This is a genomic window from Fibrobacter sp. (assembly GCF_045112255.1).
GTDB lineage: Bacteria > Fibrobacterota > Fibrobacteria > Fibrobacterales > Fibrobacteraceae > Fibrobacter.
The window spans coordinates 1-20,537 of sequence record NZ_JBGUHR010000082.1; the positions used below are offsets into that span (position 1 = coordinate 1).

The following is a 20,537-nucleotide window of genomic DNA, read 5'->3' on the forward strand; positions in this document are numbered from 1 at the left end:
ACAGCCTGAAACGGATACCGAACACGAAACTATTTCTGGCGAAGAAGCTGCAAAACATGTAGAAAAGGTTGTTTTCTTTTTCCAGACAACGCCTAGAGAAGAGTATGGTGGTTTTGAAGGGTTTGAAATTATAGCCATTGGCACAAACAGAGATGAGTGAAAAAAATCCCCGACGGCTGTGTCGGGGTGCAAATCACTAACGACTAATAACTATTAACTAGTAACTAGTAACGATTTTTTCCACAATCCCGTCGGTCGTGAGGAGTTCCGGGAGCACGATCTGCTTGCTTGCGTCGCCGGCGGGGTAGATCGCGTAGGCGGGCACTCCCGACTTGCCCATGCTGCGCAGGAGCGCTGTGACTTCGGGGGTTTCGCGGGTCCAGTCGGCTTTGACGCAGGCGACATTCAGGCTGTCCATCGCGCGTTTGAAATCTTCGCGATTGAGGACGGCGGCTTCGTTCGCCTTGCAGGTGAGGCACCAGTCGGCGGTGGCGTCGATGAACACGGTGCGACCAGATTTCGCGAGTTCTTCGATGAGTTCAGGCGTGTAGCGGAACCATCCATCTTCGGTGATAAGCTGAACTGACCGCGCCTTGAAAATCGCATCGACTTCGGCTTCGAACTTTGGCGATGCAAATGCAAACCAGATGACGGCGAGAATCACGACGGCGCCGCCAACGGAGAGCACTTCGCGAAAAAACGCGACGCCCGGCGGGGCGATGTTCCCTATCGCAAAGCTCATGGCGATGCTCAGGAGCGAAATGGCGGCAAAAATGCCAACGCCAACATTCCCGGCCTGTTCGTGCACGACCCACAGGAGCCATGCGACAGTGCCGAGCAAGAGTACGCCCATGATTTTCTGGAGCGTGACCATCCAGGCGCCCGGCTTCGGGAATGCTTTCAGGATTTTCGGAAATACGCTCACGAGCATGTAGGGGAACGCAAGCCCGACGCCTGCGGCCGTGAAAAACAAGAACAGCACGGGGGTCGATGCGGTAAACGCAAAACCCATCGCAGTACCGAGAAACGGTGCGGAGCACGGGGTGCTCAAAAGCACGAGAAGCGCGCCTGTGAAAAACGCGCCCCAGAAGCCCTGCTTGCGCCCGGCCTTGTCCATCTTGGTTGTGGCGCTTCCAGGGAGCCAGATTTCAAAGACCCCGAAAAAGCTCATGGCAAAAGCGCTCAGGATAACGACCATGAACGCGATGAATCCTGCGCTTTGGAATTGCATGCCCCAGCCTGCATTCCCGCCGCCGGCTTTGACGGCGGCGACAATCCCGGCGAGTGTCCAGAAGCTTGCGAGAATCCCGAGCGTTGTTGAAGTTCCAAGTACGAGCAGTCGCTTGCGGCTCTCGCGGGACTGCTTGATCAGGCTGAAAAGCTTTAGCGAAAGCACCGGCAGCACACATGGCATCAAGTTCAGAATTAAGCCTCCGAACAGTGCCGACAAAAGCAATATGAACGTTCCGGTAGCGCCTTCCGCTGCGTTCCCGGCGGCGCTTTTCAGTACATTCGAGGTTGCCGAAGGCGATGACTCCTTCGCTTCGCTCGTGGCGCTTGCGGCTACTTTTCCCGTGGCGTTCCCTGCGTCGTCTCGCGAAGCCCGCCTTGTCGTGAAGCCGAGCGGTCCAAGCCCGAATGTCACTTGCGACGGAGCAAGGCAAATGGAGTTGTCGCATGCCTGGTAGTGGAAAGTCGCCTGTGTCGTAAGGCTGTCGTAATCGGCGTCAACGCTTTCGACGGGGAGCGTAATCTGGAAATATCCCTTGAAGACAAGATTTTCGAGGTCGAGCGCTTCGCTATATTCCTTGATGGGTTCTGGCCACTTCGGCTCTCCAAAGTGGACCCCTTTTGCAGAAATCTCGATAGACGAGGGCTTCAAAAACTCATCGGCGGCGATGTTGGCGTTTACATGCCAGTTGTCTGGAATGACAATTTCGATAGTGACGCTTGAACCTTTCTGCAATGGGCCTGCGGAATACTGCATGCCCGCTTCGGGAGGCGGCATGTTGTTCATGTTGAACTCTTCCGCGAAAATAGCCGTTGCAAACAATAGGATGCAAAATAATGTTTTTTGCAAACGGTTGTTTGCAAAATTTCCAATTTCCATAAATTTGTATAAAATTTTCATAAATTAAATCTCATTGTAAGAAGTAGAAAATATCGGAAATGAAACATTTATGTCATATACGGGATTCCTTTGTAACCGTCCCCCTGATTGGGTAGGGGCTGTCTGGGAAAAATATTCCTACAGAATATACAAATTGTGCCTGCAAAAGTGTGGCGTAAAAGATGAAGCAGACGACTTGTTTCAGGAGGTGGCGCTTCGCTTTTGTCAAAGGGCTAATAATCTGGATGCCGGGATTTATCTTTTGCCGTGGCTGGAGACTGTTCTTTTGCACTGCCATTACAGTGGGTACCGCAAAAGGCACGTGGGCCGCGAAATTCCGTTTTCGAGCCTGAGAGATCAGCAGGCTGACTATAGGGCCTTTGAGGAGCGAGTCTGTGCGCCATCCGAGGGCAGTGTCCGCATGGAGTCTGTCATGAGCGAGTTCTCGGTTTTGCTTGAGACGTTGAATCCGCTGGAAAAAATGATTGTGGAGCTTTCGGTTGTCGGAGGGTTTAGGGTTACGGACTTGAGCGCGATTTTTGGACTTTCCAGAAAGGCGGTTACGAAACGCAAAATGAGGGCGTATCAAAAAATGCGCGAAAAAATGGCCATGCAGAAAGAACGGATAAAAATGATGACGGGCCGCGATGCCTCTTTGCGAGAAATAATTGAATTTGCTGGTTGAAATAATCCTTAAATTTCGTAATTTTATAATGTGAAAAAGTTGCTCAATCTAATTTTTATCCTAGCCTTAATCACGTCAGCTTTTGCCGCTGACCAGTGGTTCAATTACTCAAGCCCATTTCCAGTGAGGGCAGCAGTCCCTTATGGCGACGGCTTTTTTATGGCGACTGCGGGGGGCGTCCGTTTTAAGACCGCTACGAATGATGCGATGTACATGACATCGAAGGGCCTTGGCGACCAGTCTGTAAGTGCTGTTGCCTTTTCGGATCTCGGATTTTTTGCGTTGAGCGATAACGGCATTGTTGCGAGAATGTCCGAGAGGGATTCCTTTGAGGTCCTGAACCGCTCTTATGCCGGGAACAATTTGCGTGTCATGCCGGGCATGATGCGTGTTGCGGGAACTGCGATGGTTATCGCTTTCGAAGACCGCCTTTCGTTCTTCAGCATCCCTTCTAACAGGTCTATTGTTACAGTTGATCGGATTTCAGATGCAAACCTTTCCAAGACGCCTGTCAGTGCGATGGAAGTGCATGGCGACTCGCTGTTTGTTGCTGTCGATGGAGTAGTCTATGTGCGCAAGATGGACTGGTATAATCTTGAAGCCGATGCGCATTTGTACGATCCCGATTCCTGGAAGGTCATGAAAAATGTTTCTAGCGCAGGGAAAGAGGTCAAGACCATCGTCTGGAAAGATGGAAAAATAAGGACTTACCCGCTGGAAGGCGTGTGGATCTGGGAAGATGAAAAGGAGACGCGCGTCGTTAACGATACGTTCCTTACGTTTGCCGATACGTCGTCCATGATTCTTGTCCGTGGAAAGTTGTTGAAGGATTCCGTCCTGTATGAGAAAGACTCCGTTATGAGATACGAAAAAGGGGGGGCGGTGTCCGTCGTTGATCATTACTATTATAAGAACAGGGTCCAGTGGGTGAAGCTCCTCTCTAAGGGCGCTTTGCTGGCCGGTCCTGAAAAAGTATTCCATTATGACGGAAAAAAAATTGAGGACTTGACAACCTATAAACCCTTTGCCGTTGGTAACGTGTACGAACTTCAGGCCATCCCGAAGGGGGGCGTTATCGCAGCTTCCGAAGCGGGGTATTTCTCGCACAATAGGGACTTGCAGTCATGGACTCCGCCTACATTGGCGTTTCCAATAGACGAGAAAAGAGGTCTTGGAAATATGACGAATGCACGTGGGCATGACATGAAGGTGATGTCTGTTCTTCCTGATGGCCATGTATTCTACCATGTTTGGGGCATGGGCTTTTCCATATTTGCAAATTGGGGCGATTCCGCCACGGCCGTAATCATGGGTTCTACGGATAATTGCCTAGATGACTACACAGAAAAGGACGCTTTTGTTTATACGATCGCGGTCACTTCGACGCCTGCTCCTGATAATTCGGGCTTTTTGACGGCGACGGCTTCGAATAAGGGGTATAGCCTGGTCTATGTAAGCCTTGACGGAGAAGTTTCCTGCGCGAACAATATCGGAAGTACATCTATTGCAGGTCCAATGATCGCTCGCATCAATGAAGATGGTAAATGGGTTGTATATGTCGGAACTCGCTCCACGATGGGTACAGAAGCCAATGGTGGCCTGGATGTGATTACGATGCTTCCGCCTAAAAAAATGGGTGGCGATATTTCGAAAGTCGCGAAGAAAGATGTAAAGTCGTACTATGGTGCTCCATCGACTCCGCTGGATATGGTATATGAGCCGAAGACGGGATATTTCTGGATGGTTACGGCAGCATCGCTTGTTTACTGGAGCGAGCAGGATACTTCCTTGCTGACCCCTCTTTCGACAAATGGGCTTACGAGTGCAAATTATACGAGCATCGATGTTGATAGCCGTGGAAACCTCTGGGTAGGGACCTCGGCACAAGGCGCTTACCGCTTGACTCCGCGCACGACGAATCCCGATACGCTTTCTGTGGAGCATTTTACGGCACGTCAAGGTCTCCTAAGCGATAGAGTTCAGGATGTTGCCGTGGATTCCGTTTTGGGCGTTGTTTGGTTTGCTCATGATAATGGCGTTTCCGCTTACCTTCGTAAGGATGTCGGTGGAACAGATGGCAATATGGACGATGATTCCAACAAGGATTTTAAGGTGTATCCGAATCCGTTCCGCCCACGCGAAAACCATAGCCGTATTGTTTTTGACAATGTCGCCGAAGATGCCGTGATTAGCATTTTCAATAGAGGTGGCAAGCTTGTTATGGCGCTTAGCGGAGACCGCCTTGTCGGTGGTCGTGCCGAATGGGATGGTACTATGAATAATGGAAAGCTAGTGGCTCCGGGCGTTTACCAATATGTTGTCCGTACAAAGTCGAAGGTGAAGAAAGGAAAACTTTTGATTGTTCATTAGTTTTGCGGTGAGGGCATTGATATGAATAAGTTTATTGGAATTACAGCTTTTTTGGCTGCGATGTTTATGGTCTCGGGCTGTGCAGGTGAACGTCAGGGGCTTGTTTGCGAAGAAATTGAGTACCGTTTGAACACGTTGTCGTATTCTCCGGACCAGCGCGCCTATATGGAAGAAGAACTCCGTACATGCCGTAGCGAAGAGGCTAAAAAGAAGAGCGCATCGACGGAGTCTAAATCGAGCATTTACGAGCGCTTTGCGAATACGGATGGAACCAAGGTGGATTCTGCGAATGTCGAGGTTCCCGTTTCAAAGTTGTTGCAAGATTCTTCCGAAGAAAAGACGACGAGCATTTACGATCGTTACAAGTCTGTCGAGGCTGACAAGTAATGCCTACTATAACGACTCTTGCGGGCAATCCGTTTGAACCGGACTTGCCCAAGCGCCTGCTTTCTATCGCAGGCGAAATCCGTGAAGCCGGCGGCCGCGCATTCCTGGTGGGCGGCTGGGTGCGTGATGCGCTTCTCGGCAAGGATTGCCGCGATTACGATGTCGAAGTTTACGACCTCACGCAGGATGAACTTGTCCCGATTTTAAAGAAGTATGGCCGCACGAATCTTGTGGGCAAAGCGTTTGGCGTGATTCATTTGGCGATGAAGGGCCTCTCGCTCGATTTCTCGTTTCCGCGTACCGAGAGCAAGGTAGGCTATGGGCATCGTGGTTTCGTGGTGCATACGGATGAAAAGCTCTCGTTCAAGGAAGCGGCGCTCCGCCGTGACTTTACGATCAACGCGATGGGCATGGAACTGCCGGAACTCACGCTTTGCGACCCGTACGGCGGCATTGACGACTTGAAGAAAGGCTTGCTGCGCCATGTGGGGCCTGCCTTTGTTGAAGATTCGCTCCGCATTTTGCGCGGTGTGCAGTTTGCAAGCCGCTTTGCGCTTAAGCTTGCGCCTGAGACTATTGAACTTTGCCGTACGCTTTCGCTTGAAGACCTTTCTATCGAGCGCTTGTTCGAAGAGTTCAAGAAGTGGCTGTTGAAACCGGGCAAGCCGTCGCTTGGCTTGCGCGCATTTTTGGACATCAGGCTGAATGAATTTTTCCCGGAAGTTTTACCGCTGCGTGGCTCTTGGGAAGACCTGGGCGAGATGCTCGACAATATGGAGAGCTTGCGCAGGAGCTTTGCGAATGCTGAAACTGTTGCTGAGGCCGTTGGTGACGTCAAGTGCACCGCACTTTCGGACGATCAGGTGATGGAATTTGCGTTTGCCGCGTTCCTCAGCGGGAGTGCCGATACATCTCTCAAGTTCCTCGAACGCATCACGAACGAATCGCACTTGGTCAAAAACGTTCCGGCGCTGCTTGCTGCATTTAAGACGCTCGATTTTGCAATTGTAAGTGATGCGCCGGCGCTTCGCCGCATGGCGGTGAAGCTGGGTGGCTTAAAGCTGTTGTGCCTGCTTGTAAAAGCCACCCCGCGTAAGTATTACGCGGCCGCCGGCGTCCCGGAATTCCCGGAACAGCTTTGGCAAGCCGCTGCAAGTCTCGATTTGCTCAATGCAGCTCCGCAGCCGTTCCTCATGGGCAAAATGCTTATGGATCTGGGATTCAAGCCGGGCAAGCAGATGGGTGAGATCATCAAGCAGAGTTTTGATCTCCAGCTTGACGGCAAAATCAAGAACGCCGAAGAAGCAATTGAGTGGGCGAATGCTCAGACGAAAGAACGGCTCTAACGAGCCTACAGACGAGAGACGAAAGGGCTTTTTAAAATATCTCTCGTCTTTCGTCTCTAATCTCTCGTCTAAATCATTTCCATCTAAACATTCCCGAGATTCCTGCGGGGACGCAGAACACGATCATCGGGATCTGGATAAGCTCTACAGGCAAGAATGCGAGCATGCGGCGCTTGGACTTGAGCTTCCAGGAGGCAATGCTCAAGAATACAAAGTCCACAACAATCTTGGGCAGAATGCTGAACACGCACCATTGCCACGGGAAATCGAGGAATATAGCGCACCACGGACTTACAAACATCCAGATGTAGTACGTGTAAATGAGTGTGAGCAAAAGGATGTACGGTTTGCTTTCGTAGTTCGTTCCGTTGCTGCTCCAGCGGGCGCGCTGGTTAAAGAGCTGCTTCCATGTATGCACCGGGGCGGTCTCGATCACGGCATCCTTGTCGAGATTGTAGCAGACCTTCGTTCCCGGAATTTTCATCATCTTGTGGATGAGCATGTCGTCATCGCCGCTCGAGAGGTTGATGAGGTCTCCGAATCCGCCGACTTTAAAGAACAAATCCTTCTTGTAGGCTAGGCAAGCCGCACTTGCGACAATCGGGCGGCCAAGGCTAAAGCCTGCGGCTTCCATTGCCGTGTAACCGAGCGTTTCGAGTTTCTGGTAAAGGTGCGGCATCGAATGCGTACCGTTGTTCTGCTTGGGGCCTTGCACAATGCAGATGCCATCGACAAATCTTCCGGCCATGGCGGTAATCCAGCTCTTGCGCGGGATGCAGTCGGCGTCCATCGTCAAGAGCACATCGTTTTTGGCGATCTTGAAGGCGCTTTCGAGCGCGCGCTTCTTGGGGCTTGCGATTTGCGGTAAATCTTGAGGGAGGCTTAAAACGCGGAAACGCGGGTGCGTGGCAGCAAACTTTTCGAGAATCTCGCGTGTGCGGTCAGTGGAGCGGTCATCGACGCAAATCACTTCCCATTCGCCAACGTAGTCCTGGGCGGCGACCGCTTCGAGAGTGCGTTCGGCAAATTCCTCTTCGTTTCGCATCGGGATCACGACCGAGACACTCGGGGTCGCTTTCGGGCCTTTATAGCGATGCGTCTTTAACAGTCCTACTATGAAGAATAGGAACAGGAGCGCATAGAGCGCAGTCAGGCATGCGAGAATAATGCCACCCATGTGGGGAAATATAGGAAATTCGGAATTATGATTTAGGAGTGAGGAATGATGCATCTAGTATAGATTGCATTTTAATTCCGATTTCCGAATTCCTAATTACTAATTGCTAAATTACAGCATGTAACAGCGTCTCTGGCGCCACTGTCTACTTCCTACTTCTAACTGCCTACTAATTATGCTTCATCCATCCGCTTATGTTCATCCGAATGCTAACGTCCATGAATCTGCCGTTATCGGCCCCTGGTGCGTTGTCGATGAAAATGCGGAAATTGGTGAAAACGTGGTGCTCGAATCGCGAGTGCGCGTTTACGGCGGAGTGACCATCAAGGCAAATACGCATGTTTACGATGGGGCAATCCTCGGGGCGCCTCCTCAAGACCTCAAGTACGCAGGCGAACCGACGCATCTTGAAATTGGCGAAAATTGCATCATCCGCGAATACACGACGCTGAACCGCGGCACGGTCCAGGGCGGCGGTTGCACCCGCATTGCCCCGCGCGTCCTCATCATGGCTTACGCCCATGTGGGGCACGACTGCCAAATCGGCGAAGGGGCGGTCATCGCTAACGGATGCCAGCTCGGCGGCCACGTGCGCATTGGCAAGTTTGCGACTCTCGGTGGCACCACCGCCGTTCAGCAGCGTAATCAGGTGGGCGCCTACGCTTTCGTGGGCGGAACGCTCAAGGTCGATTACGACGTTCCCCCGTGCAGCCGTGCATTTGGGAACCCGCTCCGCTTTGCTTCCCTCAACCTCCATGCGCTCCGCTTGCATGCAGATGAATTCCCGCCCGAACGCATTGCGTTTTTCGAGCGCGCTTTCCGTGAGCTTTACCGTAGTAAGCGCCCGGCTGCCGAAGTCATCGAAGAACTGAAAAAAGGCCCGGAACCTCTGTTCCAAGCCTTCTTTGACGAGCACTGGGGCGGTTCTCTCGTCCGCCCGTGATTTTTTGCGCTTTTGCGCATTTTTTTCTAGAAAATGAGTGCCTGCGGGAATCCCGTGTGCCACTTTTCGGAACTTGGGTCGTAGGCGTCAAATCCGCCTGTGTAGCTAAATCCCCAGTAATGGAATGACATTCCGCTAGAGATGGCTGCTTGGGCGGTTTTCTTTGCCCATTCTGCTTTATTTTGGGCAGAGGGCCAAACACCTTGGATCGGGTCTCCATCTTGGTTATACCATTTGCATTGTCCCATGTTGTCACCGCCAGCGACACCGAATTCACCCATATTCATGGGGACGTGATCGGTTCCGTTGATGTCGGGGTAAAGACGGCGGGCGAGAGACTTGTAAGTTCGCATGTCGGATGCAGCCGTGTTTGCGTAGGCGTCGTCGCCAAGGCATTTATTGCCGTGTTGTCCCTGATGACTGTACTGGTAGGGCTGATAGTAGTGTCCGCTAAAGATGATGTTTCCGTCTTGCGGTAAGTGCAGACTTTCGAGGTCTTCGAACTTTGCGGCATGGTATGTTTCGAACATGATAGTCTTGTTCGGGGCGTGTGTGCGAATGACATTGTAGGCTTCGAGCATCAGCTGGTTGACGAGATCGGCATTGGGGATCACCGGCTCGTTCAGAATTTCAAGTACGATCATGTCGTCGGGGAAGGCGTTCATCTCGCTTGCAACTTGTGCCCACAGGAGAAGGAAGTGGTTCTTTTCTTCTTCGAATTTTGTGGCGTCGTATTTGCAGCCTCGATCCTTGTGTCCGCCACCGGCGCAGTTTAGTTCCACATAATGGTGGAAGTTCACGACAACGGCAAGCCCGTTAGCTATGGCGAGCTGGATGTCTTCAATGACTCCTGCAAGGCGCTCCGGGTCTACGGTGTGGGTGGAGTAGTCCGAATTGTATTGCCAGCGGACCGGAATACGCACCGAGTTGAAACCGGCAGCCTTGATGATGGCGAAATCCACGTCGCGGATGGGGTTGCTCCAGGCTGCATCGTCACGGCCCTCGGAATCCCAGGAGTTGCCCAGGTTGATGCCGCGCCCGAGAATCGCGTTCATGTACCTGCCACGAGTGTAGTCTACAGGAACAGCAGAGCTGCTGTTGCTTTTAGGTGTAGAACGCGGCGGTGCGGTTCCGTTGTCGCATGCGCAAAGGAGACATCCGATTGCCATTGCGGAAAGAAGCTTTTTAAACATGGTAACCCCCAAAAATTGGTGTCTTGCTTATAGTACCTGTTCTCAAAATCTATATAAATCAAAAGCTAGAAAAATAAAAACATGCTTATCTTATGTTTACGCCTGAATCCAGTGTGACAGCTGTCAAAAAATTAACTTGTAAACATTCTTAAACATTCGTAATTTAAAAAATTTCGTTTACGCTTGAGTCCAGCGTTTATTTGGCCTGGGTGGCGGTATTTCGTTGATGTATCATGCTTTGCAAAGCCTTTTTTGCAAAACGGGTAATCGAAATTACAAAAAAACAAGCTATATTGTAGACGATCCGAATTTGGAGATTTGTACCTATTATGAATGGAAACTTAAAAAAAGCCATTTGGAAGTCCGCTCTAGCAGCGATGCTTCTTGCTTCGTCTTCTTTTGCTGGCTACGGTTTTAGCGATTATCGTGACCGCGACCAGTCCCACTTTGTCATGAAGGATCCTAAGCCGTTCCGTCCAGACAAGGAAGTTGTCACCGTTGTCATGCGTGAAGCAATTCCGCGTGGTGGTGGTTACACCTATCAGTACCCGCGTGAAAACCCTGAACCGGTACTCACGGATAAGTACGCTATGGAAGGTGCACTCTCCATGGAAATCGAACTTATCGCAAGTGACTATTCCGGTGTGGCAATTTGTATTGCTGGTTCCGTGGACCTGACTCCGTATTTAGAAGAAGGTGTTCTCGAATTTTGGCTTAAAGGTGCCCAGGGTGGCGAAAACGCCTTGTTCGTGCTCGTCGATGACGGCGTGAAGAGCAACGGCGAATCCCTCCAGGTGAAGCTCCGCTCCAAGAGCCTTGGTGAAATTACAACTGAATGGAAGCACTTCAGCATTCCTCTGAAGCTCTTTGGCAATACCGGTGTCTACTGGGATGCAAAGAACACGCGCGAAGTGATGCTCCCGTTCGCATGGTCCAACTTCAAGGGCTTCCGTCTCGAAGTCCGCAAGGATGAAAACGAATCCTTCAAGGTTTGGATTGACGATATCGTGATTAAGAAGCATGGCAAGCCGTACGAAGGCCCGGCTCATTATCCGTTCCGCAACGAGATTTAAGAGGATTTTATGCGCAAAACAGTTTCTTCCCTTTTATTAGCGTCTAGCCTCGGTGCTGCGTGGGCTCTTCCTCCGCAGTTGCAGATTGATTCCCTGAATGCGTCGTTGGATACCCTTTCCGGCAACATGGAATCCACACTCCTGGGTAAGGACGATCTGCCACTGGCAGTCTCCGGTTACATGGCTTTCCGTTTGAAGAATTTCCACTATTCCGAACAGAGTCCCTGGGTTGAAAGCGACCAGGCCCGCACAAGCGTTGACGCTGTCTTGAACGTGAACGTCGTGGCCATGCCGAACTCCTACATTACGTTGTTTACCAATTTGATGTTCCCGTTCGACTTGAGTGGCATTTATACGAATTACTTGGCCAAGCACCCGACAAAGGCTCCGGGTAATTACGATGAACGCGTCCTGTTCGACCATTCTACCGACTACTATGCATCGACCATCAACGAAGAATTGAATGCCGGTGTTGATATCCGTGCCGGTGTGTTTGGTGCCTACATCACTGCTGGTGGTGTTATCTGGGCCAATGCTTCTCCGCTTACCATGTGGGAACGCGAAACGAATCCGCGTTTCGTTTGGCAGTATGAACTTTTCGAAGACGAAAAGACCGTTTCTACCTACTATAAGGAAAAGGCTTTCAAGCCGGTCAAGGAAGGTGGTCGTGCGTTCTGGACGAACCGTTCTTTCGGTGGTGTCTTTGCCAACATCTATCAGCTCCCGTATGACTTGAAGGCTCAGTTCCTTGTGTCGCAGCCGGCGGATGCCGACGTTGGTACTCGCGATGGTCTCCGCATGTACGGTGGTCAGCCGGGCGAACTTGAAATGATGGGCGGCTTCGATTTGCGTGGCTCCGTCCTTCATGGCCGTGTTGCTAAGGAAAAGATTGCTGACAATCTGACCGTTGGCGTGAACTACTTGGGTGTCGTGTTTGACGACGCTATCATCTACGAACCGGATTTCAGGTCCGAATGGAGTAAGAGCGGTCTTTCTCCTGTCCTTCTCAATACCCATGTGGCTTCTGTCGATGTTAAGGGCAATATCACTCCAAAGCTCTTCTTGATGGCCGATCTTGGTATCAGCATCACGGATTCCTCTGTTTACTATTTGACACCTGTTGTGGATCTCTCGACAGGCAAGACCAACGATGTCTACACCAGCGACTCGAAGGAGTCCAAAGTTGCATCTCCGAAGGTTGGTCTCTATGTAAAGGCCCAGAGCAAGTACGTCGAAGGCTGGCCGATGACTGCAGAACTCGTGTTCTTCCAGCCGGGTTTCTACTCTCCGTATTCTCTTACCAATCCGTCCCGCTTCCCGGGCTGGCGCAAGGATGAAACCTACCTCAACGCAGGTGCACTTCGCTACTCTCCGAACATGGCCGGTATCAACTTCAAGTTGGAACCGAGCTTCAACCGCGGCTACTTTGACTTCCAGTATGCCCAGCACCGTCAGATCGAAGCCGGTCAGGACGTGATGGCCTTCAACTATCGTTTGAACGGGCGCAACATGTGGGAAAGCTCCAATTCCTGGACCAAGCATAAGCCGCTCTTCGTGGCTGACTCCGGTAATGGTTCCAATTCTGCCCGCTACATTGCTCGTGTTGGCGCTAATAAAAATTCTGATGAAGGCGTCAAGATGTACCGTCAGCGCGGTGGTCTCTATGGTGGTACCTGGGAATTGTGGGAATCCTTCGCTGCTTACGATAATGGCGAACAGGCTTCCAAATTTGAAGTCCCGACGCATGCCAAGTGGTCTTCTTACATTTCCTTCATGGGCGGTTACGATATCGGCCACTGGTTTGGTACCGACCGTAATATCATGATGACTGCATTTGTGGCTCTTTCCGGTATTTCAACATCCTTTGCTCCGATTGCTGTTTCCGAAAAGCAGTCCAACATGCTCATGACGAGCTTCTATGGCCAGTTTGAACCGACGATCGCTGTGACGCCGACCTTCCACATGGTGGGTGTCCTCGGTCTTGAAACATTCAGGTCCGAAAAGGCTTATGTGTTGTCTCGCGTTCCTAACAGTTTTTCTAAAGATAAAGGTAGTTTCTACTATGAAGTTGGTGATGTCTACTTCAAGAAGGCCCCGATCAACTACAAGGACTTCGCCATTGGCTTAGGCTTTGACTGGGACTTCTCTGACCGCGTGGGTCTCCACTTCCGCTACAAGTTCATGACGCACTCTGACGAAACCGTTCCTGACAATGATTGGCATTCCCATTACATTGCCGCCGAAACAAAGGCCTGGTTCTAAGGGAGGATGCTAAAGATGAATATGAAAATGAAAAGAATTTTAATCGCCCTTCTTACTGCTTCGGTTGCTGCATCGGCATCTGCTGTTGCGGACAATCAAAAGGCCTTGCAGGCCAAAGCTGATAGCGCCAATGCTAAGCGTGGTGTTGAAATTGGCGGAAGCATCCGTGCAGTTGCCCAGCTCTCTAGTTTCTCGACAGATCAGGACCCGACGGGCATCAACAAGTTCCCGGATGTGGAACGCAATGAATTTGTCACGGCCGATCTGAGCTTCGGCTTCCGCCCGTATGAAACGGTCCGCGCTAATGTGATTATGCGCCTTGGTGGCGGCATGCAGGAATATTTCGCTGCTGCATCCAAGACTCTTGAAGCCAAGTGGCTTAATGTCGAAGGCAATATCGGCAAGAATTTCTACTGGACGGTTGGTGATTTCCGTCAGGAACTTACCCCGCTTACGATTTACAACCCCGGTATCGACATCATGTATGAACCGACGGTTTTCGCTCGCAAGCGCCACATGGCCGAAAAGGAACAGCTCCTTGAAGGCAACAAGCGTAACCTCCAGGGTGTGAACCTCCAGTTCCGCCAGGAAATCGACCCGATGGTGGGCGAAATTCGTGCAGAAGCTTTCCTTGCCCGCGTAAATCGCGTGTCGGTTCTCGATTTTAGCGGTGCCGAAGGCAATATCCTTCCGAACGATTCCCTTGCAGGCTATGCAACGTCCCTTGCTGCCAATACGGACAAGTGGCTCGTGGGTGGCAATATCGAGCTTTTGCCGATGCAGAAGAACATTATTGTCGGCGTGACCCCGATGTTCATTTTCGACAATGAAAATTCCAAGACGTACACCTACCGCCATTTGATGGGTCGCGGATCCAAGCCGGACGAATTTAAGCCGGACGAACTGTATAATGATGAAGGTGTGCCACAGTCGGGTCTTTATGTGCGTCAGGAAATCAACCCGGATGTTGGACCGCAGAACACGCTCGTCCTGAGCGCACGTGCGGGTGCCGACGTGGCGGGTATCATGCAGAACAAGAACCTCACTCTTGATCTCGTGGCAGAATACGCCATGTCTATCAACAAGAAGAAGATTCTTGGGGCCGCAGATCCTGTATCGGGTGTGGTTCCTGTCATCGAAGAAAGCGAGAATGGTTCTGCTATCCTCGTGAACTTGAACGCAGGCTACAAGGTGGATGACAGCTGGAGTGCTGGCATTACCCTCGACGTGGTCCGCAACGACGAAAAGTGGTTCAATAACCTCGCGCAATCCCCGAGCTTCTTTGCCCAGCGCGTGTTGAACTCCGATAAGGATGGCAACACGGTCAAGTACGGTGTCAATTCACCGCTCTACTCGACCTTTGATGCTTTGTATCACTATTCTCCGAAGTTCTCTCCGGTTCCGCGAATCCTTCAGACAAATGATGATGCATTCTATAAGGGTCAGACCGAAAGCTATAACATCGCTCCGTACAACAAGAACTCCTGGGGTTCCAATGTCTATGCCAAGGAACAGCTCGCCCTTATCAACATGATGATTGATCCGGCTCTCCAGCTTGCTTTGCCGAACGGCCTTGCTACTGCAAACCGCATGGGTGTTCGCGCTCTTATCAAGGGCGACTGGCAAGAAAAGGTCGAAGCCCAGGCTCTCGTGAGCGTCTTTAACCAGGTGAAGAGCGAATTCGAAGGTATTGTAGACAAGGTCTCCTACATGGAATTCGGTGGTGGCGCCAAGGCCGACATCGCAAAGATTGCTGGTCTCAGCAAGCCTGCTGAATTTGCCGCTTCTTACAAGCATTCCGAAAGCACGACCAACATGGTCAGTGGTCTCTCTGGAACGCTCAAGAGCGACTTCATCAATGTGGGCGGTTCGTTCCAGTTCTTGCCGCGCGTAGGATTTACGGCTGGCTTCCAGATGATCAATACCGATTACGGTTCTATACTCGGTGGCATTGAAGGTATCAATCCTAACGTCGGTCTTGATGTTCCTCTCGTGAAGAGCAAGCAGATGCAGTGGATGGTTGGCTTTGACTACACGGTTGCAGATAATGCATGGCTTGCCATCAACTTCGGCATGATCAATGTTACAAACGACTATAACACCAATACTCTGGGCGCAACAACCCGCAACTTGCCGGATTACTTCAGCAAAACCACGAAGGGTGATGGCGCAACGGGTGTGTACCAGCATAAGTTTAGTCAGTCTGTTTTTGAAGCTTCCATTAATGTGGAATTTTAATGGGAGGTAACTAGAATGAATTTCAATATGAACATGCGCAAAATTTTACTGACCTCCGCAATCGCATTCTCGGCTGCATCTGCATTTGCCGCCGATAACCAGGCTGAGGTTGTTACGCAACAGAAGTCCCTGTTGGAAAAGTTGGATTCTCTCAGCGCAGCTGTGTTGGGTTTGAAGATTAACGGTACGGCAAAGGCTGGCGCCCTCGCTTCCTTCTCGTCTTCTGACCAGTACACTGTAGAATCCCCGACGCAGGAAAACCAGGCCTTCACGGATGTGAACCTGCGTTTGACGGCTCGTCCGAGTTCTGAGACCATGATCGATGTCCAGTTGCGTTTGCACAAGGACTGGCAGAGCGCTTACGACGAAAACAACAATCCGGTGATTGGCCACTGGTTCAGCTACGACGGTACAATCCTGAATAAGCATGTTGACTTTAACTTGGGTTACATGCGTGTGGGCTATACCCCGTTCACCATTTACACGCCGCAGACCGAAATCCTCCAGGAACCGGAGATCTTTGTAGAAAAGCGTCGTGAAGCTCTTGAAAAGCGAAACCTCGATACGACTAGCCGTCGCCTTTTGCAGGGTCTCAACGTCGCTTACCAGAGCGGTAGCGTGGGTCCGGTCGATAACATTACCGCCCAGCTTACGGGTGCTCGTCTCCGCAATACGGCTAAGAAGCTCGACCAGGTGTTCTTTGACTTCGACTTTTCTGACCGCTACCTCCTCGGTGGGCGTGTCGGTGCCGATGCCTATGGGGCGCATCTTGGTGTGAACTATGTCAATCTCTTTGACCGCAAGCTGACTCGCCGTTCTAGGCAGATTGAAGCTTCCGATACGGTTTATTACGATAATAACATGGTTCTTTCTGTGGATGCATCTTTTGATTCCAAGAAGGTGCTCCCGGATCTTCCGGTGACTTTTGGTTTCAACGGCGAATTTGCCATGTCCAAGTGGTCGGTAAACCGTGATTACCTGAAGGAAGGAAGAGAGCGTTACTATAAACTCGTTTCTGAAAAAATTAATGACAGAAATGTTGTTTACATCCAGGACTATTATAAGCCGGTTACAGCGGTTCTTGTGAACGAAGATTACCGCGACGAAGATGGCAAGAGCATCTACGCCGATGTCTTTGTGAAGGGCGATATCCAGGATGTTGACTTCAAGGTCAATGCCGGTTACCTCCAGACGGATTCCAACTTCTGGTCTGAATTGGCTTCTTCTCCGGTTTATCAGGGTCGTTCAACGATTCTCAATGCTAACGCTCTTTATGCCGAAGGTTCCTATGAATCGATGATCATGTCCACGTTCGGAGCCTCTAGCCTTGAAAATCTCTACTTCAATGTCTACAACTCTACGACGTTGCAGGCGACGAACTTGATGACTTCGCAAAATAGCAAGAACGCTCTTTCGAACAACGACGAAAGCGAGAACTTGTTTGCCCGTTTGGACAACAACTACAAGAACGGCCACTTCTACCGCAATGGTTACACGGGCAATACCGCAAAGAAGCTCGAACTTGATCCGTTGATGGTTCTTGATCCGTCTGTGGGTCTTGCCTTGCCGTTTGGCCTTGCAACTCCGAACCGTAAGGGTATTATGGCTAAGGCCGATGTCAACTGGGCTGACAAGGTGTTCTTCAATGCTCGTGTCAACATGCTGACTCAGTCCGACGCTCCGGTTGATGTTGCTGCAACAGGCAACCCCGAAATCCCTTACGCGCTGGTTTACGGAGAAAACAAGTTCACGGAAATCGGTGTCGGCGTTGGTGTTGACGTGGGCGGCTTCTTGCCGAACTACCAGCAGATCCTTCTCCAGGGTTCTTTTACCCAGGCTAAGGAAGATGCCTACATGAAGCGTACTGCAACTCGCATCGTTGCTGGTGTTACAGCCGATGTCTGGGGTCCGGTTGCTTTGCTCGCTGGTTTCCAGAAATATGAAAAGAAGTTTGATAATACCGTGTTCTCGCCTCTTAGCCCACTTGCTGTGACTAAGGCTTCCGAACAGCTCATTTTGGGCGGTGTCCGCGTCAAGCTCGCTCCGATGTCTTACCTGTCTGTTCAGTACGGTATGCTCAAGAACGACCTTGATTACGTAGTGGCGAACGATCCGGTTGTTAAACAGATTTCTATCAGCAAGAACGTCCTTCTTGCCGATGTAACGGTAAATTTCTAAGAGGTGCTGAGAATGAAAAAGTTTTACCAGTACACGATGATTCTTTTTGCAGGTGTTTTGGGCGCCTGCTCCTCGATGATTGTTGACAGCCCTTACGAAGACAGTTTCCCGACAGGTTTCAGCGCTGCTGAATACATGGAGTTGCACCCTGAATTGCGTCTTTTGCAGATTAGAGACTATGTCTCCAATCAAAACATGCTCTACGGGGATTCCCTGAAAGCGATTGGCGTCGATATAGCTCCGATCAAGGCCAATGACGAAACTTCGTTCCTGGCCAACAATGATGTGCTTAAGGCTATTTATACGCATCCGCTTATGTTGGGTAAAACAGAGGCCGACTGGAATACGTACGTAGCCAATGTAGCTGCTGGTCCGGATGATGCTGCAGCCCAAAAAGATGCTAAGAAAGTCCAGACGGATCTGTTGAAGTACAATTTTGTGGGTGTTGCCGATGACTGGGGGGCTTTGCAGGCTATTCCGGTTGACGAAGTGGCTATCTCTGAGCAGTATTTGTTGTTTGGTAAAGGCCATGGCTGGACATACCGCAAGTGCCGTCTGGACGAGTCCAATTTGCCGATTCGTGATCCGAAAGTTTTTGATGACGAAAATAAGGCAGCTATGGCAGCTACAAATGAAGCCGAATATAAACAGTATGTAGATACTGGACTTTACTGCTATGATGAAGCCAATGGTGTAGATCGTATTGTGAAGGCTAATGAAAATAAGACAAAAAATGCTGACAACCAGGCTCAAGCTCAATAGGATTAGAGGTATTCAAAATGAACTTTAAAGTGATTACATTAGCTCTTGCTATGGGCGCTGCTGTGGCTGCCCAGGCTGCTGCTGACAAAGTGATTGGCTTCTATCCGTATTGGAGTCAGTATTCCCAGTTCTATGCCAAGGACATCCGCTACAATCTTGTGACCGACATTCACTACATGTCGATCGCTCCGAGTGCGGAAGGTACGGTCGCCTTTGCTGATGAATACGATGCCGACAACTTCAAGAATCTTGTCAGCATGTCCAAGGACAACGGCGTGAAGCTTATCGTGTCCGTCGGTGGCATGGAAGCAGAATCGAATCTCAAGGCTATCGCCTCCTCCGACGAGACGCTTTCTTCCTTCGTTTCTAACGTGAAGGATTGGATTGCAGCAAACGGCGGCGACGGTGTTGAACTCGACTGGCAGAACCTTACGACGGATGATTCCGAAGATTATGCCAAGATGGTGAACGCCTTGGTCGACGGTCTTTCTGGCTCGACGGTGACGGCCGTGATTTACCCGGCCGCTGGCATGGACGCCTACAAGGCCGAAGCCTTGAACCGCCTCGCTTACGTGGACGTCTTCATGGCTGATCTCATGACCGAAAGCGAAAGCAGCCTCGTCCCGAACCAGAGCGCAAACTCCGTTCAGGAAACGCTTGACGCTGTTGCTGCTGCCGGCGTGAACAAGGACCTCCTTGCTCCGGTAGTGTTCCTCTACGGTAAGTCCTTTGCTGGTGCAAAGGGCCTCGGCTCTAGCCATCAGGGCGTGGGCAGCGGTAACGAAGGCTACCTCCCGTACGCTGAACTCATGAACCGCTTTGACACGCCGGATTACACGGTGACATTCGATGAAGCTTCCAAGTCCGAAGTGGCTGTGAGCGAAACCGAATCTATTGTGTTCATGGGTATCCCGTCTGTGAAGGCTGTGGCCCAGCACGTGAAGAGCGAAGGCATGGCAGGCGTTGCCGTGTATGACCTCTCCCAGGACCACTACGAACCGATCGTCTCGCTCCTCGTGACGGTTGGCCTCGAACTCCGCCCGGGCGTGAACTACAAGGCTTCCAAGAAGTAATTCACGAAGAGTCTCGGGAATCTCTGCGGACCATCCAACGTTCCGCGAGATTCGCAAACGCTTTAAAAAATCCTCGACGCAATCGCGCCGAGGATTTTTTTATTACGGTGGATACTTGGTATTCGTCATTCTCCGCATGCAAAATGATTAAATGATCCGCATTGCCGAAATAAGACGTCATTCTCCGTAGGAGAATCCATACATCCCGTAAACATCGTTAGAACCTTAGGGGTCCATGTTTATGCGAGAATGCCTGCTTCTACCATGCGAGCTAAACATCAAAAAATATGCGATGCCATGGCGAAAAGTCATTCTCCGCAGGAGAATCCATACATCCTGTAAAACGCCGATAGATCCTTATGGGGCCATTTTATGCGAGAATGTCCGCTTCTACCATGCGTACAAAGTTTTTGATTGTTAGTGGAAATGCGTTTCCACATATTTTTGGGGGGTATAGGATGATAAATTTGATGTTTTTGCCTCGTTGAACTCTTTGTTAAAGTTGGTAATGTGTTGACATCTTGTATTTTTGTTGAAAGATCGAATTATTTTTCAAAAAAATGAAAAAAAATTGATTTTTTTTACGCTGACCCCTTGTTTTTATTCCTGAAAATTCTATAATTGGTCTCACCCTCGAACGGGTCACCCAAAATGACCTGAACGAGACGAAAGCCCGCGAGACTTTCGGGAAGATTGAAGGAATCGGAGATGTGCTTAGTGACGGCCCAAGAAAATTTCTT

General features: G+C 50.6%; 14 protein-coding genes. 11 read left to right on the plus strand and 3 right to left on the minus strand.

The window, feature by feature from the left end; translation table 11 throughout:
• Positions 1-217: 217 nt before the first annotated feature.
• Complete coding sequence (locus ACJMM9_RS11150) at positions 218-2,131, minus strand: thioredoxin family protein (protein WP_405326824.1); 1,914 nt, start codon at positions 2,129-2,131, stop codon at positions 218-220.
• A gap of 49 nt (positions 2,132-2,180) precedes the next feature.
• On the opposite strand from ACJMM9_RS11150, the gene ACJMM9_RS11155 reads away from it, so the two are divergent.
• From ACJMM9_RS11155 to ACJMM9_RS11170, 4 genes are all read left to right on the plus strand, one after another.
• The gene (locus ACJMM9_RS11155; protein ID WP_405326827.1) at positions 2,181-2,795 is read left to right on the plus strand and encodes an RNA polymerase sigma factor; all 615 of its coding nucleotides are present in this window, start codon (positions 2,181-2,183) and stop codon (positions 2,793-2,795) included.
• 159 nt (positions 2,796-2,954) lie between these two features.
• Positions 2,955-5,165, plus strand: a complete 2,211-nt coding sequence (locus ACJMM9_RS11160) for a gliding motility-associated C-terminal domain-containing protein (protein ID WP_405326830.1) — start codon at positions 2,955-2,957, stop codon at positions 5,163-5,165.
• Between the two features lie 21 nt (positions 5,166-5,186).
• Complete coding sequence (locus ACJMM9_RS11165) at positions 5,187-5,552, plus strand: hypothetical protein (protein ID WP_405326833.1); 366 nt, start codon at positions 5,187-5,189, stop codon at positions 5,550-5,552.
• On the plus strand, positions 5,552-6,898 hold the full coding sequence (locus ACJMM9_RS11170; protein WP_405326835.1) for a CCA tRNA nucleotidyltransferase: 1,347 nt from the start codon (positions 5,552-5,554) through the stop codon (positions 6,896-6,898). The genes ACJMM9_RS11165 and ACJMM9_RS11170 overlap by 1 nt, the downstream gene beginning before the upstream one ends.
• A gap of 73 nt (positions 6,899-6,971) precedes the next feature.
• On the opposite strand, the gene ACJMM9_RS11175 is transcribed toward ACJMM9_RS11170, so the two are convergent.
• Positions 6,972-8,075 carry a glycosyltransferase gene (locus ACJMM9_RS11175; protein ID WP_405326838.1) on the minus strand — a complete coding sequence of 368 codons (1,104 nt, stop codon included), beginning with the start codon at positions 8,073-8,075 and terminating at the stop codon, positions 6,972-6,974.
• A 175-nt stretch (positions 8,076-8,250) separates the two neighbouring features.
• Here ACJMM9_RS11175 and lpxA point away from each other — a divergent pair, with 175 nt between their 5' ends.
• The gene (gene lpxA / locus ACJMM9_RS11180; RefSeq protein ID WP_405326841.1) at positions 8,251-9,018 is read left to right on the plus strand and encodes an acyl-ACP--UDP-N-acetylglucosamine O-acyltransferase; all 768 of its coding nucleotides are present in this window, start codon (positions 8,251-8,253) and stop codon (positions 9,016-9,018) included.
• Positions 9,019-9,044: 26 nt separating this feature from the next.
• Here the strand turns inward: lpxA and ACJMM9_RS11185 are convergent, their stop codons facing one another.
• Positions 9,045-10,211, minus strand: coding sequence for a glycoside hydrolase family 5 protein (locus ACJMM9_RS11185; RefSeq protein ID WP_405326844.1), 1,167 nt, complete (start codon positions 10,209-10,211; stop codon positions 9,045-9,047).
• 329 nt (positions 10,212-10,540) lie between these two features.
• Between ACJMM9_RS11185 and ACJMM9_RS11190 the strand changes: the two genes are divergently transcribed.
• From ACJMM9_RS11190 to ACJMM9_RS11215, 6 genes are read left to right on the plus strand one after another with little or no spacing between them, the layout of a single operon-like run.
• On the plus strand, positions 10,541-11,284 hold the full coding sequence (locus ACJMM9_RS11190; protein WP_088641503.1) for a carbohydrate binding domain-containing protein: 744 nt from the start codon (positions 10,541-10,543) through the stop codon (positions 11,282-11,284).
• A gap of 9 nt (positions 11,285-11,293) precedes the next feature.
• Positions 11,294-13,546, plus strand: coding sequence for a hypothetical protein (locus ACJMM9_RS11195; protein ID WP_405326847.1), 2,253 nt, complete (start codon positions 11,294-11,296; stop codon positions 13,544-13,546).
• 27 nt (positions 13,547-13,573) lie between these two features.
• Positions 13,574-15,784, plus strand: a complete 2,211-nt coding sequence (locus ACJMM9_RS11200) for a hypothetical protein (protein ID WP_405326850.1) — start codon at positions 13,574-13,576, stop codon at positions 15,782-15,784.
• Between the two features lie 15 nt (positions 15,785-15,799).
• Positions 15,800-17,962, plus strand: a complete 2,163-nt coding sequence (locus tag ACJMM9_RS11205; protein WP_405326853.1) for a hypothetical protein — start codon at positions 15,800-15,802, stop codon at positions 17,960-17,962.
• Between the two features lie 12 nt (positions 17,963-17,974).
• A complete protein-coding gene (locus ACJMM9_RS11210) occupies positions 17,975-18,724 on the plus strand; it encodes a hypothetical protein (protein WP_405326856.1) in 750 nt (249 codons plus the stop codon).
• A gap of 17 nt (positions 18,725-18,741) precedes the next feature.
• A complete protein-coding gene (locus ACJMM9_RS11215) occupies positions 18,742-19,797 on the plus strand; it encodes a glycoside hydrolase family 18 protein (RefSeq protein ID WP_405326859.1) in 1,056 nt (351 codons plus the stop codon).
• Positions 19,798-20,537: the final 740 nt, after the last annotated feature.

Coding starts and splice junctions, on each gene's coding strand:
- ACJMM9_RS11205 (WP_405326853.1), top strand. CDS start 15,800: ATGAATTTCAATATGAACATGCGCAAAATTTTACTGACCTCCGCAATC.
- ACJMM9_RS11160 (WP_405326830.1), top strand. CDS start 2,955: ATGGCGACTGCGGGGGGCGTCCGTTTTAAGACCGCTACGAATGATGCG.
- ACJMM9_RS11190 (WP_088641503.1), top strand. CDS start 10,541: ATGAATGGAAACTTAAAAAAAGCCATTTGGAAGTCCGCTCTAGCAGCG.
- ACJMM9_RS11165 (WP_405326833.1), top strand. CDS start 5,187: ATGAATAAGTTTATTGGAATTACAGCTTTTTTGGCTGCGATGTTTATG.
- ACJMM9_RS11150 (WP_405326824.1), bottom strand. CDS start 2,131: ATGAAAATTTTATACAAATTTATGGAAATTGGAAATTTTGCAAACAAC.
- ACJMM9_RS11175 (WP_405326838.1), bottom strand. CDS start 8,075: ATGGGTGGCATTATTCTCGCATGCCTGACTGCGCTCTATGCGCTCCTG.
- lpxA (WP_405326841.1), top strand. CDS start 8,251: ATGCTTCATCCATCCGCTTATGTTCATCCGAATGCTAACGTCCATGAA.
- ACJMM9_RS11215 (WP_405326859.1), top strand. CDS start 18,742: ATGAACTTTAAAGTGATTACATTAGCTCTTGCTATGGGCGCTGCTGTG.
- ACJMM9_RS11155 (WP_405326827.1), top strand. CDS start 2,181: ATGTCATATACGGGATTCCTTTGTAACCGTCCCCCTGATTGGGTAGGG.
- ACJMM9_RS11185 (WP_405326844.1), bottom strand. CDS start 10,211: ATGTTTAAAAAGCTTCTTTCCGCAATGGCAATCGGATGTCTCCTTTGC.
- ACJMM9_RS11200 (WP_405326850.1), top strand. CDS start 13,574: ATGAAAAGAATTTTAATCGCCCTTCTTACTGCTTCGGTTGCTGCATCG.
- ACJMM9_RS11195 (WP_405326847.1), top strand. CDS start 11,294: ATGCGCAAAACAGTTTCTTCCCTTTTATTAGCGTCTAGCCTCGGTGCT.
- ACJMM9_RS11170 (WP_405326835.1), top strand. CDS start 5,552: ATGCCTACTATAACGACTCTTGCGGGCAATCCGTTTGAACCGGACTTG.
- ACJMM9_RS11210 (WP_405326856.1), top strand. CDS start 17,975: ATGAAAAAGTTTTACCAGTACACGATGATTCTTTTTGCAGGTGTTTTG.